Here is a 25603-nt window from a genome sequence, read left to right on the forward strand (position 1 = left end):
ATGATCTTGAGGACGAAAGGTAAAGGGGAGAATCGGATATCCGATACAGATATAGGGGTGAATTTTTTTATGAATATATTAGTTTGCGACGATGATCAGGCCATTGTCGAAGCGATTGGTGTCTACTTAGAAAATGAAGGTTATCAAGTATACACAGCTTATAACGGTTTAGAGGCCATCGAAATCATTGATAACCAAACAATCCATTTGATCATTATGGACATTATGATGCCTAAGCTGGATGGGATCCGGGCGACCATGAAAATTAGAGAAGCGAATAACATCCCTTTGATTATGCTCTCAGCCAAATCAGAGGATTACGATAAAATTTTGGGGTTAAATGTCGGTGCGGATGACTACATAACGAAGCCATTTAACCCTCTGGAATTAATCGCAAGAGTGAAATCCCAGCTGAGAAGATATACAACCTTAGGAGCTCTGGAAACCAAGAGTAATGTTTACCAAACGGGAGGGCTCGCCATCGATGATGAAAGCAAAACAGTCACGGTTGATGGAGAGGCCGTTCACCTTACACCGGTACAATATAAGATTTTAAAGCTGCTGACGGCTAATGCCGGCAGAGTCTTTTCCATGGAAGATATCTATGAAAAAGTTTGGAACGAAACGGCATACAGTCCGGAAAACACGGTTTCTGTTCATATTAGAAAAATCAGAGAGAAAATAGAAATCAATCCGAAAGAGCCAAAATATTTGAAGGTGGTGTGGGGAGTTGGATACAAGGTTGAAAAAATATAGCCATTCAATCATCACAAAGATTATTGTGTTTCTCCTGGTGATTACCTGTTTTACAGGCTTAATGAAAACGATTGTTGATGTAGAAGTGGTGAATGACGGGGAATTTAGCAGTGTTTTTCAAGACAATTATTTTCAAAGCCATTCCTTTGTAAAAGAAAGTGGTTACCTTGCGGAGGATCTTACCCGTCTGGTTGGGTTTTATAAAAATGAGGAACATATTTTAAATGGCGGAACGATTAATGAGGATGAATTAAAAAGACAAGAACAAGAGTTATTCTATGACTATCAAAGTAATTCAAAGAGTTATAACCCCAATTTATCAGAAGCAGAAAACTTTGAAAAATTTAAAACTGAATATGCAGATAAGATCGCCCAAGTTAGGGATGAGCTAATAAGGAATGATTTAAGAGATTTTCATTCATTATTGCAGAGGGTAGAAGAGGTTAAAAATCCTTTTTATTATGCCAGTGATGGTGTCAATATCTATAAAAACAGCTTGAATACCACAAAAGAACAGTTTAAATCCTTTCCTTCCTATTTCATCCTAGAAGACTATAAAAATGAGCTGTATCCAAAAGCAGCGGAGGAGAATGAAAATCTTCTTCAGGTGATCCAGAATAAAGAGGATTGGGATACGAAAGGCCAGGTCGTATATGTAGCTTTTTCGAAAGAGTTTTTACAGACAAAAGCCCAAGACTGGAAAGATACCAAAGCACTAGCAACAGCAAACTTTTATAAATTGCTAGCATATCTTACTGGTTTCATTCTTTGCTTCCTGTATCTAGTATTCGTGACGGGCAGAAAGTCATTCAAGGATGAAGAGCTCCGTCTGCACTGGATTGATAAATTATTTGTGGAATTGAATATCCTCATTTGTATGGGGTTAATAGCGTTATGGGTAGCCCTGTTGGATAACTTCACATCTTCAAACATCCCGAAATTGGTGATTCCGATTACAATCCCGATTTCGGCGGCAGTGCTCCTATTGATCCTATCACTCATAAGGCATGTGAAAAATCAAACCATCTTCAAGCATACCGTAATCTATCAAATTGTTTATAGGCTGATTCAATTTATTAGACATGTTTATGGGAGCGGAAGTATTGCTGTAAAGACCGTATTAATCGTTATCGGATACCCAGTGCTGATTGCGTTAACGTTTTTCATGTTCCCGATCACCATTGGGTTTGCAGCCTGGTTTGCCCTTAAGAAGGTAAAGGCCTTCCAAGCCATCAAGGAAGGCGTTGCAAAAATTAAAGAGGGCGATATCCAGCATCGTATATATGTTGGTGAAAAAGGAGAGTTTGCTGGTCTGGCTGAGAATATTAACAGCATTACTGATGGTTTGAAATCAGCTGTTGATAGCGAATTGAAAAGCGAGCGATTAAAAACGGAACTAATAACGAATGTCTCTCATGATATACGAACACCATTAACAGCCATTATTACCTATGTTGATTTATTGAAACAAGAGAAAGACCCTGTAAAAGTAGAAAAATATCTTGAAGTACTTGATCAAAAGTCAAAGAGGCTGAAAACTTTAACCGATGATTTATTCGAGGCAGCAAAGGCTTCAAGCGGAAATATTCCAGTTCAATTGGGGCGGGTCGATATTGTCTCGTTAGTCACTCAGGGGCTAGGGGAAGTGAGCGATAAAATAGAAGCTTCCGGGATAGATTTCAAAATCAATTATCCCGATGAAAAGCTATATGTCTTAGCAGATGGAAAATTATTGTGGAGGTCCATAGAGAACGTATTATCCAATATTTTCAAATACGCACTCCCAGGGTCAAGAGTATATATTCAATTCGAGGATGTAGGGAACGAGATTCTACTTACCTTCAAAAACATGTCTGCTTATGAATTAAATATTTCAGCGGATGAATTAATGGAACGTTTCAAAAGAGGGGATGAATCCAGAACCAGCCAAGGCAGTGGCTTAGGACTCTCCATTGCCCAAAGCCTCATTGATAATCAAGGGGGGAAATTTGCTATTCAAATTGATGGAGACCTATTCAAGTCGATGATCTATATGCCGAAGGACCAATGAAAGCATTCCAATCAAAAAAAGTGCCTGTCAATTTCCCCATTTTTATTTGGGGCGTGACAGGCACTTTTTTTGTAGGACATGGGGACGGTTCTGCTGTGTCATTCTGTCCAAAGACAGAAAGTGAGGCATAAGAACCGTCCAACCGTCCCTATGGACCTACTCCTCAACCAATTCCTTCTCGCGTATTTTCAAATTGAATTTTTTTAGCCTGCGAATGACATAGGATTGGGATACACCGAGTTTTTTTGCTGTTTTCCAAGTACTATTGGTATCATTATAAGCTTTAATTAAAATGTTTTTTTCAATCTGTTCCAAATAGATTGGTAAGCTCACTTCTTCTACATTTTGGAAAAGCATTTGTTGAGACTGGTGAAGGGGGAAATCACTTGGTAAATCGTCCATATCGATTTTTGGTCCAGCAGAGGTAATCACTAATCGTTCCATTAGATTTTCAAGTTCACGAATATTTCCATCCCAGCTGTAATTGTATAAGGCATCCATTATGTTTTTGGATAAAGTATGTTGACGGCCATACTTTTGATTGAATTTTTTTAAATAAAAATTCAAAAGTGGAATAATATCTTCCTTTCTTTTACGTAAAGGTGGAATTTCCATAGGAAGGATGTTTAAACGATAAAATAAGTCCTTACGGAATGTTCCTGCTTTGACGCGTTCCATTATATTCACATTGGTTGCTGCAATAATTCGCACATCCGCTTGTTGGACTTGGTTATCCCCAATCATCCGATAAGTCTTGTTTTGCAGAAATTGCAGAAGCTTTGATTGTAGATGAAGAGGGAATTCCCCGATTTCGTCTAAAAACAAAGTGCCTTGATCAGCTGCTGCGATTAAACCGAGTTTTCCATTGGCATTGGCCCCTGTAAATGCCCCTTTTTTGTAGCCAAATAATTCAGATTCAATGAGGGACTCTGGAATGGCACCGCAGTCTAAATGAATAAATGGTTTATTATTGCGACTGCTCAGCTGATGAATACTGTAGGCAAAGGCCGTTTTTCCGACACCTGTTTCTCCTGTTAAAAGAATCGTTGTATCGATATCCGCAACCTTTTGGGACCATTCGATAAGGTGCAGAGAAACTTTACTTTTTCCAACATAGAAATCTTCATACTGCTGATTTTTTTGTTGTAAGATTAGTTGACGAATTTGCTGTTTATATAGTTGTAGAATAGATTCGATTTTTTCTAATTCACTCGATTGATTGATAACTTGGGATAATTGTCTTGCATGGGTAACAATATATTGAATATCCCCCTTCTCGTCGGGAATATAGTCACTGGAAACTAGCAAGTGAACATTATTTTGAGTGACCTGCGTGGTGCTTACAAACTGCTTTTGTTCGATAACAAGCCTTGCAATAGAAGGGGTAAATAAACCTCGTTTTTCCATTTCTATTACGTTTTGGCCAACCAATTCATCGACTTGTAATGCTGAAAAAAAATCATAAGCTGCTTGATTAACCCACAATACATTCCCTTGGTTATCGATAATCCAAATAGGGTCTTTTAATGTATTAATAATCTTTAAGAGTAATTGCCCATCAAATTGTTGTAAGATCTTTGTAGTCAAAGTGTTTCCCCCTTTCATAAGATATTTCCTTATGCTAGAAAAGCTTTAAACCTTCAGTATTTTTGATTCGTATGCGACTCAATTTGAACCCCTATGTAAGAAACTATAGCATGTTATAAGACGTTTTCATACATTTTTCGACACGAATTGAATCTAATTAGAATCATTGAGTTGGAAATGAATTATAAATTTAGTAAATTCTTTTTTGAATGTGCTGATTTATCAGTCTTTTAAAATTGGCATGATTCTTGCAATATTACAAAGTGTACTCAAGAAAATGCATCCTAATTGGAACTTAGAAAACAAGTCGGAAACGAATTAAAGAAAAAAGGGGAAATTTTATGCAAGCTGCTAAAAAGATTGAGGAGCCAAAAAAACAATTTGGGGATCAAGGTAATGAGCTGCACCGTGGGCTTAAACGTAGACATATTACTATGATGTCCATTGGTGGAACAATTGGAACAGGGTTATTCCTTGCGTCGGGAAATGTAGTATCGAAGGCAGGTGCTCTTGGGGGCCCTATTGCATATTTAGTGATAGGAATTTTAGTTTATGTCTTAATGAAAGGTCTTGGCGAAATGTCCACCTTCATGCCGACTCCTGGTGCTTATACTACTTATTCGGGTTTGTTTGTCCACCCGGTTTTAGGTTTCATGGTCGGATGGAATCTATACATTAACGGTTTTCTCGGTCTTGGGGCTGAAATTGTTGGAGGGGGAATGATATTAAATCAATTTTTCCCAAACATTCCGCCGGTTGTATTCTGTATCGCGATTTCATTATTGATTCTGGTCTTAAACTTGATCAATGTTAAATCGTACGGAGAAGCTGAATACTGGTTTGCAGGAATTAAGGTATTCGCCATTATCATTTTCTTGATTATGGGGGTTCTAATGATCTTTGGAGTGATTGGACATCAAGGATTTATTGGATTATCCAACTGGACGAGCGAGTCCGTGTTCCCGAATGGATTTACAGCGGTCATATTAATGATGACTGGGGTAGTCTGGTCTTATTTAGGGGTTGAAACGGTTGTATCGGCAGCAGGAGAAACAGTAGACCCTCAGAAGAATGTTCCTAAAGCCATCAACACAATCTTCTTCCGGATATTAATTTTTTATGTTGGTTCGATAACAGTTATGGGTTTGGTTGTTCCTCACAAAAATGTAAGCGTTTTGAGTAATGGTTATGCTGGCTTATTTGACTTTGCCGGTATACCAGGTGCGGCTGCAATCATGAATATCGTTATTCTTACATCTTTAGCTTCTGCTGCAAACTCCATCGTATATTTACTTAGCAGAACGTTAATTGCGTTATCAAAAGAAGGAAAAGCACCGAAAGCATTAGGAAAAGTGAACAAACGCGGGATCCCAACGAATGCGGTTATTCTGACTTTATTTCTGGGCCAGATTTCCCTTATCACCAACTTCGTTTCACCGGATAAAGTGTTCATTTGGCTGACATCCATCGCTGGATTCAATACTCTGCTTGGCTGGTTCGGCAGTTTTCTCTCCCATTATCGGTTTAGAAAATGGCTGGTGGCAAACGGAGGTTCTGTAGACAAGCTAAAGTTCAAAATGGGAACTTATCCGATTCCAACGATCATCTGCTTATTGGTTTTAGTTGGTATTGCCATTTACACCGCCTACAGCCCTGATACAAGATTTTCCTTCTACATTGGAGTACCGATGCTAATATTGTACTTTATTATTGGCAGGTACCTGAATAAAAAAGGGAAGCTGCAGGAAATGAACTATGAGCCGTTCTTAAAGGCGCATATCAATGAAACAGAAATAAAATAAAGAATTTTATTTGTATCATCACGTTAAAATCATTTGATGCAATACCCTGGTAATCCTTCTGGAAAGCAGGGTTTTTGCCATTAATTCAGGGAGACAGAATGAAAATGGAAAGTAAAAATCTAGAATTGGCTATACAATTGCGACATGATTTACATCAGCATCCTGAACTTTCGAATCAGGAATTTTGGACGAAACAATACTTGATTGATTTTCTTAAAAAATATACACAGCTCGAAATTGTCGACAGAGGCTCATGGTTCTATGCAATCTATCACTCCAAGATTGGAAGAAGGAACATAGCCTTTCGCGCAGATTTCGATGCTCTTCCAATAGAGGAAACAATCAATCTCCCATACGGTTCTAAGTTCCCAGGAGTTTCTCACAAATGTGGACATGATGGACATTCTGCAACTCTTTGTGGTTTCGCTTTGGAGATTGATCAGAAAGGCTGTGACAATAACATCTTCTTCCTGTTTCAGCACGCAGAGGAAACAGGGAATGGTGCTGCCGAATGCTCTGTTTTTATCAAGGAAAACAATATTGATGAAATCTTTGGCTGGCATAATTGGAGTGGTGTTGAAAAAAATACGGTCCATGTCATTGATGGAACAGCACAATTTGCATCCAAGGGTATGTCCATCTATATGGAAGGTGTTCCTTCTCACGCCAGCGAACCAGAAAAAGGTATAAATCCATCATTTGCTATTGCAAAGATCATTGATGCTATTCCTGGATACATTTCTCCCGCAAACAATAAAGGAATCGTTCTATGCACGATCGTTCAAGTGGATATTGGTGCAAAAGCATTCGGTGTAAATGCAAGCAAGGGTGTATTAAGGATGACGATTCGAGCACTTTACGAAGAAGAGATGGTCAAACTTCAGGAGAATCTGGAAAATGCTGCAAAGGCTGAGGCAGAAAAATATGGGCTCAAGGTGAGCTTTGAGTATCAGGAGGAGTTCCCCGAAACAGCAAACCATAAAGAGAGCTCTGACAAAATTCGTCAAGTCTGCAAAGAAAAAGGCATTCCAATGGCTGAAATGACGGAAGCGTTCCGTGCATCAGAAGATTTCGGTCACTACACGAAACTCACAAAAGGTTCTTACTGTTATATTGGAAACGGAGAAGACTACCCGAATTTGCATAGCTATGAGTATGACTTCCGAGATGACCTCATTGAAACTGGAGTGGAACTATTCAAAGGACTAGCTGAGCTATAAAAAACTATTTAAAGCAATTTTAAGTATAAAACAAACCCTAGTTGGGGCATAGACAGGGACGGTTCTTCTGCATCATTTTTGTCCAAAGAACAAAAAACTGATGCATGAGAACCGTCCCCGTGCTTCATTATTGACTTATAGTACCTTCTACCTGATTAGCTTGCAGTCTCTGCTTCTTGGCTTTCCGGAAATGGAATAGTTCATAGAATGTCGGAATCACAATCAGTGTCAGCAGGGTGGACACGATGAGTCCGAATATAACTACGACGGCAAGTCCCTTGGAAACAAGGTTTAGGCTCATGGCTGATTCATGCGCAAACAACAGCGGCAGCATAGCAAATACCGTTGCAAGTGCTGTCATGAGAATTGGCCGTAAACGTACGGTTCCAGCTTCCAAAATTGCTTCGCGGATACTCATTCTTTCCTCGTTATGACGGATTCGGTCAACCAGCACGATCGCATTCGTTACCACAATTCCGACGAGCATCAGCATTCCGATACCAGAAGAAATATTAATGCTGGAGTTGGTAACAACCAGCCCTAATAGCGAACCAATTGCTGCAAGCGGCAGCGAAATCAAGATAGCGATGCTTGCCCGGAACGACTTTAAGGTCACAAGTAAAATCATAAACACGATTCCAATGGAGAACATGGCCAGTTTGGCGAGTTCGCCTAATTGGTCGGATGACTGCATAGATGAACCGGTAAGTTCGGCGCTAGTTCCTTTGGCAAAGGTATTATCTTTGCTCCAAGTTACAAGCTGCTGCTGTATTTTGCCGGCTACGTCCACCATTTTGTCCGGATTGACTTGAGCCGTGACTTGAAGATAATGATGTCCGTCTTTCGTAAAGATCGTGCCTTGCTCCTTGCTTTCTTCAACCTTTGCAATGCTGGATAAAGTAACAGGTCCATTTGGTGACATTAGCTGAAGATTTTTCAAATCGTCTGGCGTTTGAATCTCTTTTAGTGCTCCTAATTTTACGGCGGTGGTCCGTCCGTCTATTTTGATGCTCCCAATGACAGCAGGCTGAAGCATCGCATAAATCGATTGGGAGATTTCCTGTGCATTTGCTACTTTTGAATCTACCTGAATGGTAACGGTTGGCTTTGTATTTTGATCGTTACTTTCTACTTTTAGGACGCCATCAATGCTGCTGATTTTTTCCTTCACCTTATCAGCGGTTTTTTTAATGTCATCATCATTTTTTCCAATGACATCAACGGAAACAGTCGTTTTGTTGGTTCCCATTAATCCAGCGGTGTCAGCTGTAAGCTCCGCATCTGGAAACTGATCTTTTGTTTTTCGGATGTCTTTCACAAATTTGGCGGAATCGGTTCCCTCTTTAGGAAAAACCATAAAACGTACCATATTTGCATCCTGCAGATTGCCATATTGAGCAGCGTCCTCATTGACTCCCGCGATTGTAATATGGGTTTTTACCCCTTCTTTATCTGCAAGAATGTTCTCCATTTTCGCAACCCCGTCTTCCATTTCACTAAATGGAGTTCCGTTTTGATAGCGAAGACCGATTTCTATATAGGCGGAATCCTTCTGATCGACAGACCCTTTAGGCATGCTCACAAATAACCCGACAGACCCGACCACAACAAGTACGGCTATTGTGATGGGAAGCCATTTATGGTTAAGCGACCATTTCAACAGTGATGGGTAGAAGGAATTCTGCTTGTGTTCTTTCATCTTTACCTTTGACATCATCCGGCCGCTGAGTGCTGGAACCACTGTCAGCGAAACAAGCAGTGAAGCTAGTAATGAACAAGTGATCGTAATGGCGAACGGGGCAACAATATCCCGTAAGCCTCCCGAAACAATAAGCATTGGAAGGAATACTGCTACCGTTGTAAGAGTCGAAGACGTGATCGCTGCTCCTACTTCTTTTACCGCTTCGATCAGAAAAGCGGGGGTCAATTCATTATCTTTTTTCCTTCGGTAAATATTTTCTACTACCACGATACTGTCATCCACTAGCCGTCCGACTGATACCGCAATACCTCCGAGCGTGAGGATGTTTAAGGTAACGCCAAAGAAAGAAAGTAGAATCATCGTAATGCAAAGTGACAATGGAATACTGACAATCGTGATCAGGGTCATCCGGAAACTGCGCAGGAATAACCAGATAATCAGCGTTGCAAATAAGGCTCCAGTCAATACTTCTCTTGTCATCGAATTGATGGAGTCAAGTACTGTATCACCCAAATTCATCACTATTGTTGCTTGGAGTGTTCCCTTGTAGTCTTGATTGATTTTTTTAACCGTGTCTTCAACCTGTTGTCCAAGCGTTACGGCATTGGAGGTGGAATCCTTCTGAATAACGACATCAATGAAATTCTTTCCGTTCAAATGGGTGATGCTTTGGGTATCTTTTTGCATGGTAATATCGGCAACATCCTGCAGTTTGGTGTTGCTGTTTAACTCGATGTTTTTGAGATCGTCAAGCGATTCTAATTTTCCTGTTACGATAATGCTTGTTGCTTCGTTATTTAGCGTTTGCTCGCCCATTGCGACGGATGCATTTTTTCCTTGAAGAAGAGTGTAAAGTTTTTCAAGCGGGAACCCAGCAGCAGCTAATTTTTCTGGATCGACTTTAATCATTACCTGTTGATTTTTCCCGCCGTTTACGATGACATTGCCGATACCTTTTAAGTCTTGGAACATCGGCATAATCTCATTTTCTACGAGATTTAGCTCAGTATTGCCAACTTCCTTATCGAAGGTGAGGCCTAATTCTACAATTGGAATTTCAGATGTGTTGAGGTTGACTACGTATGGTTTCATGACTCCATTGGGGAGATTAACCATCGATATTCTTTCTTGTATTTGCTGTTTTGCCTCTTTGATATCAATGCTGGATTCAAAGGTGACGGTCAATTGGGTAAAGTTATTCCCGGTTTGTGCAACTACATTTTGTTTTCCTTTGACGCCGTTTATGGCTTTTTCAATTGGCTGTGTGACCTGTTCATCCATGCTGACGGCATCGACGCCGTTTCCGACGACTGAAATCGTAACGTACGGCTGATCAGCAGATGGCATTAGCTCCATTGGAATCGTAGTGTAACTGAAAATACCAAAAATCATTGAGGCAACGACAGAAAAAGCTAATGCAGCCTTATTCCGTAACGCCCACTTGGTAAACCAAGTCATAATATGTACCCCCTAGTACAAAAGTAATACAAACAGGTAAATTATACCTTTTCTGCCACATTCTGAATAGTCCGTTTTCATAAATTTTACAAAAAAATAACCTTAGAGAACGATCCAGCTGGCAGTTTGTATTTAACACTCTTGATTATAGGGTCACAGGGCATTTCCGATATAGTAACCAAAGTCAATAAATCTATGTGACTTTCGTCATTAATGATGCATGGGGACGGTTCTTTTGCCTCATTTTCACAGGGATCTCTTTGACTAAGTCTGCAAATAAGATTTCTTTTGACATGAAAAACGGTTGCAAAAAGGGAAGAGTCAGACGAGGTCCATAAATTAAATGCAAGATAGTAGCAAAAAATAATATAATAGGTGGATAAGCCAAATGTGTAAGGCAGGGAATATAATGAAAGATCATCAGCAAATAGATACCCCAAATCCAAATACTAATCGAAATGGACTTACACCTGAATACATTGAAGCCGGCCATAAGTTAAGGGGAAAATTACTCTATAGAATTCAAATGGGTGATCAGAAGTTGATAACTGACTTTGAAAAGGATCCATTTTTGAAGTTAAGTGATGACCAATTTAACCTTCTAAACAGAGTCCCAAATAATAAAATGCGATCCTATAAAAATATTCTATTATCACACAATACTCTTTATAGCTATGCGGCAGAAAAGGGTGGATTAAGCCCATGGCAATGCCACTTTATCTCAGAAAAATATGCCATTATGATCGAGCATGCCGAAACCATTTCGAAACTGGATCAGATTCATTTATATATGATAAAAGAGTATTCCGACCGTTCAATTCGAAAATCAAATAGTGGCAGCTTAACGATTGTAGAGAAGGCGGAAAACTATATAGAGATGAACTTTGCAGAGGATATTTCAATGGAGGAAATAGCCCGAAAAATACATGTTCATCCCTCACATTTAATGCGGGCGTTTAAAAAAGAAAAAGGCATAACGATTAGTACTTACCGGAATTTGAGAAGAATGAAGGAAGCGAAGGAGCTCATCCTAAACTCAAATCTCTCGATGACGGAAATTGCCATCATGGTTGGCTTCAGCAACCCCCAATATTTCTCCAAATTTTTTAAAGAGGTAGAAGGAATCACCCCAGTCGAATTTAAAAAGCTGAAAAAGAAATGAGGGGCGCGTGAGTATTTCATGCGCTTATTTTCTGCTTTCTAGGACTTTTTAAAAACAGAAAATTTCGCAATTATACTATAAAAGGATGCAACTATAATATAAAAACGTTTTCAAAATCAGATATATACTTAATTTCAAGAAATAAATTAAACGTTTGCAAAATCTACAAGAAAAAATGGGGGTTTTATATGAAAAAGTTTGGAGTAAGAGACCAGGTTGGATATGCGCTGGGGGATATTGGGGGGAGTTTTGTTAACTTATATATAGGCGGTTTTTTCTTAATCTTCTGTACCTATGTATTAGGTGTAAGCCCTTACTTTATGGGAACGATGTTTTTGTTGGGAAAATTCTTTGATGCAATTTGTAATGTGATTATGGGTACTCTTCCTGACCGTTGGAAATTAGGCAAATCTGGCGACAAATTCTTGCCGTATATTAATATATCTAAATGGATTTTAGCTGCTTCCTGTCTATTAGCTTTTGCAAACGTATCCAGTTGGGGATCCGCAGCAACTCATATCTGGGTAGTATTCGTGTATTTATTCTTCTGTGTTGCTTATACAGCCGACTCCATTCCTTATGGCTCGCTAGCATCTGTTATTACAAATGATCCTGTTGAACGCACAAAATTATCTCGTGCCCGTGCGATTGGCGGTATGGTTGTTGGAGTTGGATTCTTATCCTTCGTTCCAATGTTTATCTATGATAAATCTAAGGCTGTAGTTCCAGACGCATTCTTTCAAATTGCCATTGTATTTAGTATTTTATCGGTATTAGCTTATACAGGACTTGTAAAATTATCAACAGAACGTATTCGTGATGATCATACAGCAGGAGCCAATTCCGATTACAGTTTTAAGGATGCCTTTAAGGTAGCGATTAAAAACAGACCGTTAATCGGAATGATGGTTGCATCAATAGGTTCACTTCTTATGATCAATGGTGTAAGCCAATTAGCTCCAATTGTTTTTGCGGAACGTTATGGTATGCCAGGCGCTTTCGCTATCAACTCATTTATTAGCATTGGAGTTACGCTCGTGTTATTCGCGATTGTTCCTAAACTGGTTGTAAAGTTTAATAAAAGAAATTTAGTCATAGCTACAGCGATCTTCAGTTTAGTTGCAACAGCCATATTGACATTGGTTACAATTCAAAATGTATATGTGTTCATGGTTTTATATAACCTTGCTACAATCGGTTCGATTGTCTTCGTTATGGTTGTTTGGGCTCTTGTAACAGATTGCATCGACTATGCAGAGCTTCAAACAGGAAAACATTATGAAGGAACACTTTATTCCTTGTATTCCTTTGCTCGTAAAGTGGGGATGGGGTTAGGCTCCGCTCTTGGCAGTTATGCATTAGGTTGGGTAGGCTTCGTTTCCGGGGCAAAATCTCAATCACCGGCAGTAGCAGAAGGTGTATTAAAAATGTACACCGGTATGCCAATCGCTGCATTCATTATAATGCTGATTGGTGTAGGGATGATCTATAACCTCAATGAAAAGAGAACAAATGAAATGTATGCTCTATTAAAAGAAAGAAGAGCAGTTTAATAAGTTTTATAGAAATTTCAAGAAAGAAGAGATTTATATGCGTACTAGATTCCTTTCAAAACTGACAAATGGGGAAGTCGAAGACTACTTAGATCGAAATGATATTATATATGTTCCTGTTGGAGTGACGGAAACACATGGAGCCTTACCGCTGGATTCAGAAACGGTTCTTGCGGAAGCCATCGCTTTAAAAATGGCAGAAGAATCGGATGGGCTTGTATTGCACAACTTACCTTATTTCTTCCCAGGCGGAACGATTGTCGGCCGGGGAACCATTCAAATGACCGTAAAAGACGGAATGGCTTATTTAGATAAAATTGCCAAGTCATTGCTGAATCAAGGCTTTAGACGACAAATTTATATCACCAGTCATGGCCCGGCATATCTGACCGTAAGCGGGATGGTTCGTGATTTCTTTGATGAAACAAAAGTGCCTGCCCTGTATATGGACGTATTAAAAGCAGCAGAGGCAGCCAATCTCAATCTGATGGATGCATTCCATGATATGACGATAGGTGCTTATAAAATTTTAGGCAGATTAGAAGATGTTCCATTGAATATGCCTGAATCTCCTTCTGTGACTTATGATGTGCAGCATATGTTAGCAGGGATGAGTAAGAATCCTGGTAATACATTAGGGAAGTACGCTTATCAATCCGGTGCAGTGGGTTCTTACTTCTATGAGCCGTCTGATCATATGGCTACACCGCTTTTGAAGACAGCTGAGGAAAGAGAAGAGTATGCAGATGAAGGTGTCCAAGCCATTAATGAACTTGTGAAAGCATTGGATATGCCTGCTATCGTTGAAACCCTCCGTCAAGTGGATGATTATACGAGGGATACCATTCTTCCTAAATACGGGGCACATTTACCAGGCGGAAAGGCATAAATTTCAATGAATAAATGATGTTTTCAAAAAGCGATTCTTAATATAGGAGTCGCTTTTTTTTCGAAAACAGGTTTCTACCACCGCCAGAAAAACCATATATATAAAGTAAAAGTTCACAGAGGTAGATACATTGGACAAACAAAATAACAGATTTAGATGGGTTGTATTTGCTTCCGTACTGTTTACTTATTTAATAATGTCGAGCCAGCGAACTGCACCGGGATTGATTACGGACCAAATAATGAGGGATTTTCATGTAACAGCAACAACGATTGGTTTACTGGCAAGCATTCAATTTTTTGTATACACGGGTTTGCAAATTCCGATGGGGATTATGGCTGACCGATTTGGTCCCAATTTTTTTCTCATTATCGGTGCGATTCTTACGGGTCTCGGTACCATCATTTATAGTCTCGGCACCCATGAATTTGTCTTGTTTTTTGCCAGAATCCTTACGGGGATGGGGGATGCGACCATCTGGGTCAATATGGTGTTAATCTTGAGCCAATGGTTTAGTGCGAAGGAATTTACCCGCTTAATCGGTGTAGCGGCAATGACGGGGAGTCTTGGTTTTCTGTTGGCGACAGTTCCATTCTCCTTATGGATTGACCTGATTGGTTGGAGAGCTGCGTTTTTTTCAACAGGTCTATTATTATGTCTATGTGGCATTTTCCTTTATTTTGTGCTCGTCAAAAAGCCAAAACAAGTCCTTTCTGATAGGACCATAACAGAAAAAAATGAGATCCAACGGGAAAAAACGTTGGTATTGCTGCGAAGAATTGTTTCAAATCGCCAGGCATGGGCGTTATTCTTATGTCACTTTGGGATTGTCGGAACATATGTAGGTTTTATCGGTTCATGGGCAGTGCCCTATGGGATGGATATGTATGGAATGACACGTTCAGAGGCAAGCCAGCTTATTTTGATTGGTCTGGTCGGGGCACTGATTGGTGCTCCTTTATCTGGCTGGATTTCAAGCCGGCTAGAGATGATTAAACGACCTTATGTGGTTGTCCATATCCTTCTAATATTGAGTTGGTCTACTTTTCTTTTATTTAAAGGGAATCCTCCCAATTTCTTGTTAACGATGCTTTTCTTTGTTATTGGTCTTGCGTATGGGGCAAATGCTTTAACGTTTGCTGCCGTTCGTCAATCTTTTCCAATCATGGAATCCGGCCTTGCCTCCGGATTTGCAAATACAGGTGGATTCTTGAGTGCCGTATTGCTGCCAAGTATCTTTGGAAATGTCTTAGATCACTTTCAGACCGCTTCAGGCAGTTTAAGCGCAGGCTACCACTATGGTTTCATCACACCAGTCATCTTCTCCATATTTGGCTTGATTGGAGTGATGGTGCTTAAGGAATGTGGCAAGGGGACGGATCGAGATCACTGAGAAAAAATAAAACCTGATTAAGATAAAAAAACGGCTGAGTCGAAGTTGAAAAATCTCTTCTGAATGGACCATCCTAAGGTCAATGAAGACCAAAACGGTTTAGGCTATGATGAAAAATGGTCTTCATAAGGTCAATGAAGACCAAAACGGTACAGGGCAAGATGGAAAATGGTCTTCATAGGGTCAATGAAGACCAAAACGGTTTAGGGTAAGATGAAAAATGGACTTCGTAAAGTCGATGAAGACCAAAACGGTTTAGGGCAAGACGGAAAATGGTCTTCATATGTTTATTGGAGACAATCAGCAAGCCTGTGGGGGAATCTTTTATCTGCCTCTTATGAAGTGATTTCAGCAGCGTCGGACGGTTCTTCTGCATCATTTTGTCTATTTATTTTCCCGTCGGCAAAAATCTGCAATTTTTTAATATGCTAATTAAGCAACTTCCTTAAACAGCAATGTTTTTGTGAATTCAATCAAACGTTTGAGTAACTGACAAATATTTTAGAAGCTTCTAAGATCCTGCCCAATCATAACACGCATGTCCGAGTTTTTAACCAAACGTTTGTATAGATTTCTAGTAGGGAAATCTGGCGAAGATTGACAATCGCAGTTGAGGTCATGAGCGATGATGGCGGTGGGATATGAATTCTTCGGTTATTTTCTTGTTCATTCTGCAATTATTTTGCCCTAAAAAGATGCCAGTTTCCCGCTTGACTTGAGTTATGTACAAATTTAATTAAACGTTTGTGTAAACGACAATGTTTTTAGTTATAAAAACCAATGGAAAGCCTATTTTTATTAGCATTTCATTGCAATTAATCAAACGTTTATTTAAAAAAATAAATGGGGGACTTTGTTGGAAGTTGATGGATGGCTAAGTAATGGGACAGACCGCTTAAATTAAACAAAACAGGGGACTGTCCCTTTTTAGGGGCTAAACTCGAGATACATTGGTATTAAGCTGCTCCAATTTAGTAGCGATTGCAGTAACCATATCCTTCGTTACTTTAGGAAGCTGAGACTTTAAGACCGCATTAACTACCGGACCCATTGCGCCGCCGGCAGTGAGTTCAAGAAAGCCGGTTATCTTCGTTTTATTTGCATCTACCGCCTCTGCTAGGAAATATCCTTCACCAGAAAGTCCTTCATTTACCCCCTTTAACTGAAAAGTTATCTTTGTTGGTTCAATCCATTCTTTTATGGTGACCATCAGACTGATCTTTTTCTTTATGAATCCTATGTTACTATTAAACTCCCAAGTCGACTGACGGTTCGTAAATTTCCGATGTTGAATATATCCAGGGATAAGAGGAGCCCAATTATCCATATCCTTAACAAAATCCCAAACCTGATTGATCGGTACATCCACCTCAACTTGATGCATTCCGGTAGGCATTCATTTACCTTCTTTCCGTTACATTAATAAGATCTTCTTATTATATGTTCCGTAAATTAAAGGGAGATTTGTCCCTTACAGCTTGGGCGAAGGATATGTACCGTAACTTTTAATTCTATAAGAATGCGGTGTCATGTTTGGAGATTAACTTTAAAAAACAAAAAAACATGTTGACGTGTTAAAAATAATCTAGTAATATTACGTTTGTCGCTAAGAGATATGACGAAAAACATTTTATCTCAAAAAAGTAGTTGACATTTAAAGGTCACTACGGTAATATTAATTACTGTTGCTGAACCGAGTTGCTGCCTTTTAAAAAAAGCAGTTGACTAGTTCGGAAAGAGATGGTATATTATAAATCTGTCTCTAATAAATTGTTCTTTGAAAACTAAACAAACAAAAACGTCAACAAACAATAATGATCATGTTTCTTCTATTAAATAGAAAACATGAGCCAACGTAACATTTTTGAGCTAATCAACTCAACTTTATTGGAGAGTTTGATCCTGGCTCAGGACGAACGCTGGCGGCGTGCCTAATACATGCAAGTCGAGCGAATCACTGGGAGCTTGCTCCCGGTGGTTAGCGGCGGACGGGTGAGTAACACGTGGGCAACCTGCCTGTAAGACTGGGATAACTTCGGGAAACCGGAGCTAATACCGGATAATTTTTTCCCTCGCATGAGGGAAGGTTGAAAGTCGGTTTCGGCTGACACTTACAGATGGGCCCGCGGCGCATTAGCTAGTTGGTGAGGTAACGGCTCACCAAGGCGACGATGCGTAGCCGACCTGAGAGGGTGATCGGCCACACTGGGACTGAGACACGGCCCAGACTCCTACGGGAGGCAGCAGTAGGGAATCTTCCACAATGGACGAAAGTCTGATGGAGCAACGCCGCGTGAGCGATGAAGGCCTTCGGGTCGTAAAGCTCTGTTGTCAGGGAAGAACAAGTATCGGAGTAACTGCCGGTACCTTGACGGTACCTGACCAGAAAGCCACGGCTAACTACGTGCCAGCAGCCGCGGTAATACGTAGGTGGCAAGCGTTGTCCGGAATTATTGGGCGTAAAGCGCGCGCAGGCGGTCCTTTAAGTCTGATGTGAAAGCCCACGGCTCAACCGTGGAGGGTCATTGGAAACTGGGGGACTTGAGTGCAGAAGAGGAAAGCGGAATTCCACGTGTAGCGGTGAAATGCGTAGAGATGTGGAGGAACACCAGTGGCGAAGGCGGCTTTCTGGTCTGTAACTGACGCTGAGGCGCGAAAGCGTGGGGAGCAAACAGGATTAGATACCCTGGTAGTCCACGCCGTAAACGATGAGTGCTAAGTGTTAGAGGGTTTCCGCCCTTTAGTGCTGCAGCTAACGCATTAAGCACTCCGCCTGGGGAGTACGGCCGCAAGGCTGAAACTCAAAGGAATTGACGGGGGCCCGCACAAGCGGTGGAGCATGTGGTTTAATTCGAAGCAACGCGAAGAACCTTACCAGGTCTTGACATCCTCTGACACTCCTAGAGATAGGAATTTCCCCTTCGGGGGACAGAGTGACAGGTGGTGCATGGTTGTCGTCAGCTCGTGTCGTGAGATGTTGGGTTAAGTCCCGCAACGAGCGCAACCCTTGATCTTAGTTGCCAGCATTCAGTTGGGCACTCTAAGGTGACTGCCGGTGACAAACCGGAGGAAGGTGGGGATGACGTCAAATCATCATGCCCCTTATGACCTGGGCTACACACGTGCTACAATGGATGGTACAAAGGGCAGCGAAGCCGCGAGGTGGAGCCAATCCCATAAAACCATTCTCAGTTCGGATTGCAGGCTGCAACTCGCCTGCATGAAGCCGGAATCGCTAGTAATCGCGGATCAGCATGCCGCGGTGAATACGTTCCCGGGCCTTGTACACACCGCCCGTCACACCACGAGAGTTTGTAACACCCGAAGTCGGTGGGGTAACCGTAAGGAGCCAGCCGCCTAAGGTGGGACAGATGATTGGGGTGAAGTCGTAACAAGGTAGCCGTATCGGAAGGTGCGGCTGGATCACCTCCTTTCTAAGGATATAAGCTGGACATATGAGCCAGACAATACATGTTTGTTTGACTGTTTCTTGTTTGTTTAGTTTTGAGAGAACAATCTCTCAAAACTTTCGTTCTTTGAAAACTAGATAATCGTAAAAGAAGAAGTAACCAAGTAAGAACCGAGTAATCGCCATTTTAGTTTTTCTCTCTTATTTTTAAGAGTAAAAACCTTTTAGGTTAAGTTAGAAAGGGCGCACGGTGAATGCCTTGGCACTAGGAGCCGATGAAGGACGGGACTAACACCGATATGCTTCGGGGAGCTGTAAGTAAGCGCAGATCCGGAGATTTCCGAATGGGGAAACCCACTGTTCGTAATGGAGCAGTATCTTTACCTGAATACATAGGGTATTGAAGGCAGACCCGGGGAACTGAAACATCTAAGTACCCGGAGGAAGAGAAAGCAAACGCGATTCCCTGAGTAGCGGCGAGCGAAACGGGAACAGCCCAAACCGAAAGGCTTGCCTTTCGGGGTTGTAGGACACTCAACATGGAGTTACAAAGGAACGGGGTAGATGAAGCGGTCTGGAAAGGCCAGCCATAGAAGGTAAAAGCCCTGTAGTCGAAACTTCGTTCCCTCCTGAGTGGATCCTGAGTACGGCCGGACACGTGAAATCCGGTCGGAAGCAGGGAGGACCATCTCCCAAGGCTAAATACTCCCTAGTGACCGATAGTGAACCAGTACCGTGAGGGAAAGGTGAAAAGCACCCCGGAAGGGGAGTGAAAGAGATCCTGAAACCGTGTGCCTACAAGTAGTCAGAGCCCGTTCATGGGTGATGGCGTGCCTTTTGTAGAATGAACCGGCGAGTTACGATTGCATGCGAGGTTAAGTTGAAGAGACGGAGCCGCAGCGAAAGCGAGTCTGAATAGGGCGAATTAGTATGTAGTCGTAGACCCGAAACCAGGTGATCTACCCATGTCCAGGGTGAAGTCCAGGTAACACTGGATGGAGGCCCGAACCCACGCACGTTGAAAAGTGCGGGGATGAGGTGTGGGTAGCGGAGAAATTCCAATCGAACTTGGAGATAGCTGGTTCTCTCCGAAATAGCTTTAGGGCTAGCCTCACGTAGTTAGAGTCTTGGAGGTAGAGCACTGTTTGGACTAGGGGCCCTCATCGGGTTACCGAATTCAGACAAACTCCGAATGCCAATGACTTATCCGTGGGAGTCAGACTGCGAGTGATAAGATCCGTAGTCAAAAGGGAAACAGCCCAGACCACCAGCTAAGGTCCCAAAGTATACGTTAAGTGGAAAAGGATGTGGAGTTGCTTAGACAACCAGGATGTTGGCTTAGAAGCAGCCACCATTTAAAGAGTGCGTAATAGCTCACTGGTCGAGTGACTCTGCGCCGAAAATGTACCGGGGCTAAACGTATCACCGAAGCTGTGGGTGGACACCTTGTGGTGTCCGCGGTAGGAGAGCGTTCTAAGGGCGTTGAAGCTAGACCGTAAGGACTGGTGGAGCGCTTAGAAGTGAGAATGCCGGTATGAGTAGCGAAAGATGAGTGAGAATCTCATCCACCGTATGCCTAAGGTTTCCTGAGGAAGGCTCGTCCGCTCAGGGTTAGTCGGGACCTAAGCCGAGGCCGAAAGGCGTAGGCGATGGACAACAGGTTGATATTCCTGTACCACCTCTTTATCGTTTGAGTGATGGGGGGACGCAGGAGGATAGGGTAAGCGCACTGCTGGATATGTGCGTGCAAGCAGTTAGGCTGGTGAATAGGAAAATCCGTTCACCTTAAGGCTGAGCTGTGATGCCGAGGGAATTATAGTACCGAAGTTCCTGATTCCACACTGCCAAGAAAAGCCTCTAGCGAGATAAAAGGTGCCCGTACCGCAAACCGACACAGGTAGGCGAGGAGAGAATCCTAAGGTGAGCGAGAGAACTCTCGTTAAGGAACTCGGCAAAATGACCCCGTAACTTCGGGAGAAGGGGTGCTTTTTGGGGTGAATAGCCCCGAAGAGCCGCAGTGAATAGGCCCAGGCGACTGTTTAGCAAAAACACAGGTCTCTGCAAAGCCGCAAGGCGAAGTATAGGGGCTGACGCCTGCCCGGTGCTGGAAGGTTAAGAGGAGGGGTTAGCTGCTAAGCGAAGCTCTGAATCGAAGCCCCAGTAAACGGCGGCCGTAACTATAACGGTCCTAAGGTAGCGAAATTCCTTGTCGGGTAAGTTCCGACCCGCACGAAAGGCGTAACGATCTGGGCACTGTCTCAACGAGAGACTCGGTGAAATTATAGTACCTGTGAAGATGCAGGTTACCCGCGACAGGACGGAAAGACCCCATGGAGCTTTACTGTAGCCTGATATTGAATTTTGGTACAGCTTGTACAGGATAGGTAGGAGCCTGAGAAGCCGGAGCGCCAGCTTCGGTGGAGGCGTCGGTGGGATACTACCCTGGCTGTATTGAAATTCTAACCCGCACCCCTCATCGGGGTGGGAGACAGTGTCAGGTGGGCAGTTTGACTGGGGCGGTCGCCTCCTAAAGTGTAACGGAGGCGCCCAAAGGTTCCCTCAGAATGGTTGGAAATCATTCGCAGAGTGTAAAGGCACAAGGGAGCTTGACTGCGAGACCTACAAGTCGAGCAGGGACGAAAGTCGGGCTTAGTGATCCGGTGGTTCCGCATGGAAGGGCCATCGCTCAACGGATAAAAGCTACCCTGGGGATAACAGGCTTATCTCCCCCAAGAGTCCACATCGACGGGGAGGTTTGGCACCTCGATGTCGGCTCATCGCATCCTGGGGCTGTAGTCGGTCCCAAGGGTTGGGCTGTTCGCCCATTAAAGCGGTACGCGAGCTGGGTTCAGAACGTCGTGAGACAGTTCGGTCCCTATCCGTCGTGGGCGCAGGAAATTTGAGAGGAGCTGTCCTTAGTACGAGAGGACCGGGATGGACGCACCGCTGGTGTACCAGTTGTCTTGCCAAAGGCATCGCTGGGTAGCTATGTGCGGACGGGATAAGTGCTGAAAGCATCTAAGCATGAAGCCCCCCTCGAGATGAGATTTCCCATAGCGTCAAGCTAGTAAGATCCCTGAAAGATGATCAGGTTGATAGGTCAGAGGTGGAAGCGCGGTGACGTGTGGAGCTGACTGATACTAATCGATCGAGGACTTAACCAAGTCATAATTAAGTAAGGTGAACTCGTTTTTACTAAACTTCTTCTGCATTATCTAGTTTTGAGGGAATGAAACCTCCAAATAAATAGGTCTGGTAGTAATGGCGAGAAGGTCACACCCGTTCCCATCCCGAACACGGAAGTTAAGCTTCTCAGCGCCGATGGTAGTTGGGACGCAAGTCCCTGTGAGAGTAGGACGCTGCCAGGCAAAAAAAGACAACCTGAAAATGGTTGTCTTTTTATTTAATTTGTGAAGCGTGAGACGGATCGCTTTTTATGATTAATTTTCTTAGTGCAAAAAAACTAAAAAAACATTGACGCAGATGAAATATTCTAGTAATATAACATTTGTCGCTGAGAGGAATTAACATAAGGTCTTTTGTTTCTAGAAAAATAGTTGACTTTTAAAAGCAGTTTTGCTAAAATTAATTCCTGTCACTGAAACAAGTTAACACTTCAAAAAAGCAGTTGACTAGTTCAGAAAGAGATGGTATATTATAAATCTGTCTGTAATAAATTGTTCTTTGAAAACTAAACAAACAAAAACGTCAACAAACAATAATGATCATGTTTCTTCTATTAAATAGAAAACATGAGCCAACGTAACATTTTTGAGCTAATCAACTCAACTTTATTGGAGAGTTTGATCCTGGCTCAGGACGAACGCTGGCGGCGTGCCTAATACATGCAAGTCGAGCGAATCACTGGGAGCTTGCTCCCGGTGGTTAGCGGCGGACGGGTGAGTAACACGTGGGCAACCTGCCTGTAAGACTGGGATAACTTCGGGAAACCGGAGCTAATACCGGATAATTTCTTCCCTCGCATGAGGGAAGGTTGAAAGTCGGTTTCGGCTGACACTTACAGATGGGCCCGCGGCGCATTAGCTAGTTGGTGAGGTAACGGCTCACCAAGGCGACGATGCGTAGCCGACCTGAGAGGGTGATCGGCCACACTGGGACTGAGACACGGCCCAGACTCCTACGGGAGGCAGCAGTAGGGAATCTTCCACAATGGACGAAAGTCTGATGGAGCAACGCCGCGTGAGCGATGAAGGCCTTCGGGTCGTAAAGCTCTGTTGTCAGGGAAGAACAAGTATCGGAGTAACTGCCGGTACCTTGACGGTACCTGACCAGAAAGCCACGGCTAACTACGTGCCAGCAGCCGCGGTAATACGTAGGTGGCAAGCGTTGTCCGGAATTATTGGGCGTAAAGCGCGCGCAGGCGGTCCTTTAAGTCTGATGTGAAAGCCCACGGCTCAACCGTGGAGGGTCATTGGAAACTGGGGGACTTGAGTGCAGAAGAGGAAAGCGGAATTCCACGTGTAGCGGTGAAATGCGTAGAGATGTGGAGGAACACCAGTGGCGAAGGCGGCTTTCTGGTCTGTAACTGACGCTGAGGCGCGAAAGCGTGGGGAGCAAACAGGATTAGATACCCTGGTAGTCCACGCCGTAAACGATGAGTGCTAAGTGTTAGAGGGTTTCCGCCCTTTAGTGCTGCAGCTAACGCATTAAGCACTCCGCCTGGGGAGTACGGCCGCAAGGCTGAAACTCAAAGGAATTGACGGGGGCCCGCACAAGCGGTGGAGCATGTGGTTTAATTCGAAGCAACGCGAAGAACCTTACCAGGTCTTGACATCCTCTGACACTCCTAGAGATAGGAATTTCCCCTTCGGGGGACAGAGTGACAGGTGGTGCATGGTTGTCGTCAGCTCGTGTCGTGAGATGTTGGGTTAAGTCCCGCAACGAGCGCAACCCTTGATCTTAGTTGCCAGCATTCAGTTGGGCACTCTAAGGTGACTGCCGGTGACAAACCGGAGGAAGGTGGGGATGACGTCAAATCATCATGCCCCTTATGACCTGGGCTACACACGTGCTACAATGGATGGTACAAAGGGCAGCGAAGCCGCGAGGTGGAGCCAATCCCATAAAACCATTCTCAGTTCGGATTGCAGGCTGCAACTCGCCTGCATGAAGCCGGAATCGCTAGTAATCGCGGATCAGCATGCCGCGGTGAATACGTTCCCGGGCCTTGTACACACCGCCCGTCACACCACGAGAGTTTGTAACACCCGAAGTCGGTGGGGTAACCGCAAGGAGCCAGCCGCCTAAGGTGGGACAGATGATTGGGGTGAAGTCGTAACAAGGTAGCCGTATCGGAAGGTGCGGCTGGATCACCTCCTTTCTAAGGATAATGCAGTCCTTATGGACTGATAAGAAGTTGACTGTTTCTTGTTTGTTTAGTTTTGAGAGAACAATCTCTCAAAACTTTCGTTCTTTGAAAACTAGATAATCGTATAGAAGAAGTAACCAAGTAAGAACCGAGTAATCGCCATTTTTAGTTTTTCTCTCTTATTTTTAAGAGTAAGTAAAACCTTTTAGGTTAAGTTAGAAAGGGCGCACGGTGAATGCCTTGGCACTAGGAGCCGATGAAGGACGGGACTAACACCGATATGCTTCGGGGAGCTGTAAGTAAGCGCCGATCCGGAGATTTCCGAATGGGGTAACCCACTGTTCGTAATGGAGCAGTATCTTTACCTGAATACATAGGGTATTGAAGGCAGACCCGGGGAACTGAAACATCTAAGTACCCGGAGGAAGAGAAAGCAAACGCGATTCCCTGAGTAGCGGCGAGCGAAACGGGAACAGCCCAAACCGAAAGGCTTGCCTTTCGGGGTTGTAGGACACTCAACATGGAGTTACAAAGGAACGGGGTAGATGAAGCGGTCTGGAAAGGCCGGCCATAGAAGGTAAAAGCCCTGTAGTCGAAACTTCGTTCCCTCCTGAGTGGATCCTGAGTACGGCCGGACACGTGAAATCCGGTCGGAAGCAGGGAGGACCATCTCCCAAGGCTAAATACTCCCTAGTGACCGATAGTGAACCAGTACCGTGAGGGAAAGGTGAAAAGCACCCCGGAAGGGGAGTGAAAGAGATCCTGAAACCGTGTGCCTACAAGTAGTCAGAGCCCGTTCATGGGTGATGGCGTGCCTTTTGTAGAATGAACCGGCGAGTTACGATTGCATGCGAGGTTAAGTTGAAGAGACGGAGCCGCAGCGAAAGCGAGTCTGAATAGGGCGAATTAGTATGTAGTCGTAGACCCGAAACCAGGTGATCTACCCATGTCCAGGGTGAAGTCCAGGTAACACTGGATGGAGGCCCGAACCCACGCACGTTGAAAAGTGCGGGGATGAGGTGTGGGTAGCGGAGAAATTCCAATCGAACTTGGAGATAGCTGGTTCTCTCCGAAATAGCTTTAGGGCTAGCCTCACGTAGTTAGAGTCTTGGAGGTAGAGCACTGTTTGGACTAGGGGCCCTCATCGGGTTACCGAATTCAGACAAACTCCGAATGCCAATGACTTATCCGTGGGAGTCAGACTGCGAGTGATAAGATCCGTAGTCAAAAGGGAAACAGCCCAGACCACCAGCTAAGGTCCCAAAGTATACGTTAAGTGGAAAAGGATGTGGA

Annotated in this window: 11 protein-coding genes and 5 rRNA genes (1 of these 16 cut by a window edge); 13 read left to right on the plus strand and 3 right to left on the minus strand. The window is 43.2% G+C overall.

Features of this window, described 5'->3' with window-relative positions; translation table 11 throughout:
* Positions 1–69: 69 nt before the first annotated feature.
* A complete protein-coding gene (locus tag ACZ5B7_RS02810; protein WP_464492553.1) occupies positions 70–756 on the plus strand; it encodes a response regulator transcription factor in 687 nt (228 codons plus the stop codon).
* Positions 731–2806, plus strand: coding sequence for a sensor histidine kinase (locus ACZ5B7_RS02815; RefSeq protein WP_464492554.1), 2076 nt, complete (start codon positions 731–733; stop codon positions 2804–2806). Before ACZ5B7_RS02810 ends, ACZ5B7_RS02815 begins: the two co-directional genes overlap by 26 nt.
* Before the next feature lie 156 nt (positions 2807–2962).
* Here the strand turns inward: ACZ5B7_RS02815 and ACZ5B7_RS02820 are convergent, their stop codons facing one another.
* Entirely contained in the window at positions 2963–4393 is a 1431-nt protein-coding gene (locus tag ACZ5B7_RS02820) for a sigma-54 interaction domain-containing protein (RefSeq protein WP_464492555.1), read from the minus strand.
* 341 nt (positions 4394–4734) lie between these two features.
* Here ACZ5B7_RS02820 and ACZ5B7_RS02825 point away from each other — a divergent pair, with 341 nt between their 5' ends.
* Complete coding sequence (locus tag ACZ5B7_RS02825; RefSeq protein WP_378588425.1) at positions 4735–6195, plus strand: amino acid permease; 1461 nt, start codon at positions 4735–4737, stop codon at positions 6193–6195.
* 104 nt (positions 6196–6299) lie between these two features.
* On the plus strand, positions 6300–7415 hold the full coding sequence (locus ACZ5B7_RS02830) for a M20 metallopeptidase family protein (protein WP_464492556.1): 1116 nt from the start codon (positions 6300–6302) through the stop codon (positions 7413–7415).
* Between the two features lie 127 nt (positions 7416–7542).
* Here ACZ5B7_RS02830 and ACZ5B7_RS02835 read toward each other — a convergent pair whose 3' ends face one another.
* Positions 7543–10575, minus strand: coding sequence for an efflux RND transporter permease subunit (locus tag ACZ5B7_RS02835; protein WP_464492557.1), 3033 nt, complete (start codon positions 10573–10575; stop codon positions 7543–7545).
* A gap of 409 nt (positions 10576–10984) precedes the next feature.
* Between ACZ5B7_RS02835 and ACZ5B7_RS02840 the strand changes: the two genes are divergently transcribed.
* The 4 genes from ACZ5B7_RS02840 to ACZ5B7_RS02855 all read left to right on the plus strand — a co-directional run bounded on the left by ACZ5B7_RS02840 (position 10985) and on the right by ACZ5B7_RS02855 (position 15572).
* Positions 10985–11737 carry a helix-turn-helix transcriptional regulator gene (locus ACZ5B7_RS02840; protein ID WP_464492558.1) on the plus strand — a complete coding sequence of 251 codons (753 nt, stop codon included), beginning with the start codon at positions 10985–10987 and terminating at the stop codon, positions 11735–11737.
* 188 nt (positions 11738–11925) lie between these two features.
* Entirely contained in the window at positions 11926–13290 is a 1365-nt protein-coding gene (locus ACZ5B7_RS02845; protein WP_464492559.1) for an MFS transporter, read from the plus strand.
* 37 nt (positions 13291–13327) lie between these two features.
* Positions 13328–14179 carry a creatininase family protein gene (locus ACZ5B7_RS02850; protein WP_464492560.1) on the plus strand — a complete coding sequence of 284 codons (852 nt, stop codon included), beginning with the start codon at positions 13328–13330 and terminating at the stop codon, positions 14177–14179.
* 130 nt (positions 14180–14309) lie between these two features.
* Positions 14310–15572: an MFS transporter gene (locus tag ACZ5B7_RS02855; protein ID WP_464492561.1), complete on the plus strand. Its 1263-nt coding sequence runs from the start codon at positions 14310–14312 to the stop codon at positions 15570–15572.
* Positions 15573–16506: 934 nt separating this feature from the next.
* On the opposite strand, the gene ACZ5B7_RS02860 is transcribed toward ACZ5B7_RS02855, so the two are convergent.
* Entirely contained in the window at positions 16507–16968 is a 462-nt protein-coding gene (locus tag ACZ5B7_RS02860; RefSeq protein ID WP_464492562.1) for a CoxG family protein, read from the minus strand.
* Positions 16969–17456: 488 nt separating this feature from the next.
* On the opposite strand from ACZ5B7_RS02860, the gene ACZ5B7_RS02865 reads away from it, so the two are divergent.
* The 5 genes from ACZ5B7_RS02865 to ACZ5B7_RS02885 form a co-directional block, all read left to right on the plus strand.
* Positions 17457–19006: ribosomal RNA gene (locus ACZ5B7_RS02865) — 16S ribosomal RNA — on the plus strand.
* A gap of 202 nt (positions 19007–19208) precedes the next feature.
* Positions 19209–22145: ribosomal RNA gene (locus ACZ5B7_RS02870) — 23S ribosomal RNA — on the plus strand.
* An 87-nt stretch (positions 22146–22232) separates the two neighbouring features.
* Positions 22233–22349 (plus strand): 5S ribosomal RNA (gene rrf, locus ACZ5B7_RS02875).
* Between the two features lie 423 nt (positions 22350–22772).
* Positions 22773–24322 (plus strand): 16S ribosomal RNA (locus ACZ5B7_RS02880).
* Positions 24323–24518: 196 nt separating this feature from the next.
* Positions 24519–25603, plus strand: a 23S ribosomal RNA gene (locus tag ACZ5B7_RS02885) (it continues 1850 nt past the right edge of the window).
* The 16S, 23S and 5S rRNA genes sit together here, the layout of an rRNA operon.

The sequence above is a fragment of the Neobacillus sp. S1115 genome, from assembly GCF_055385565.1.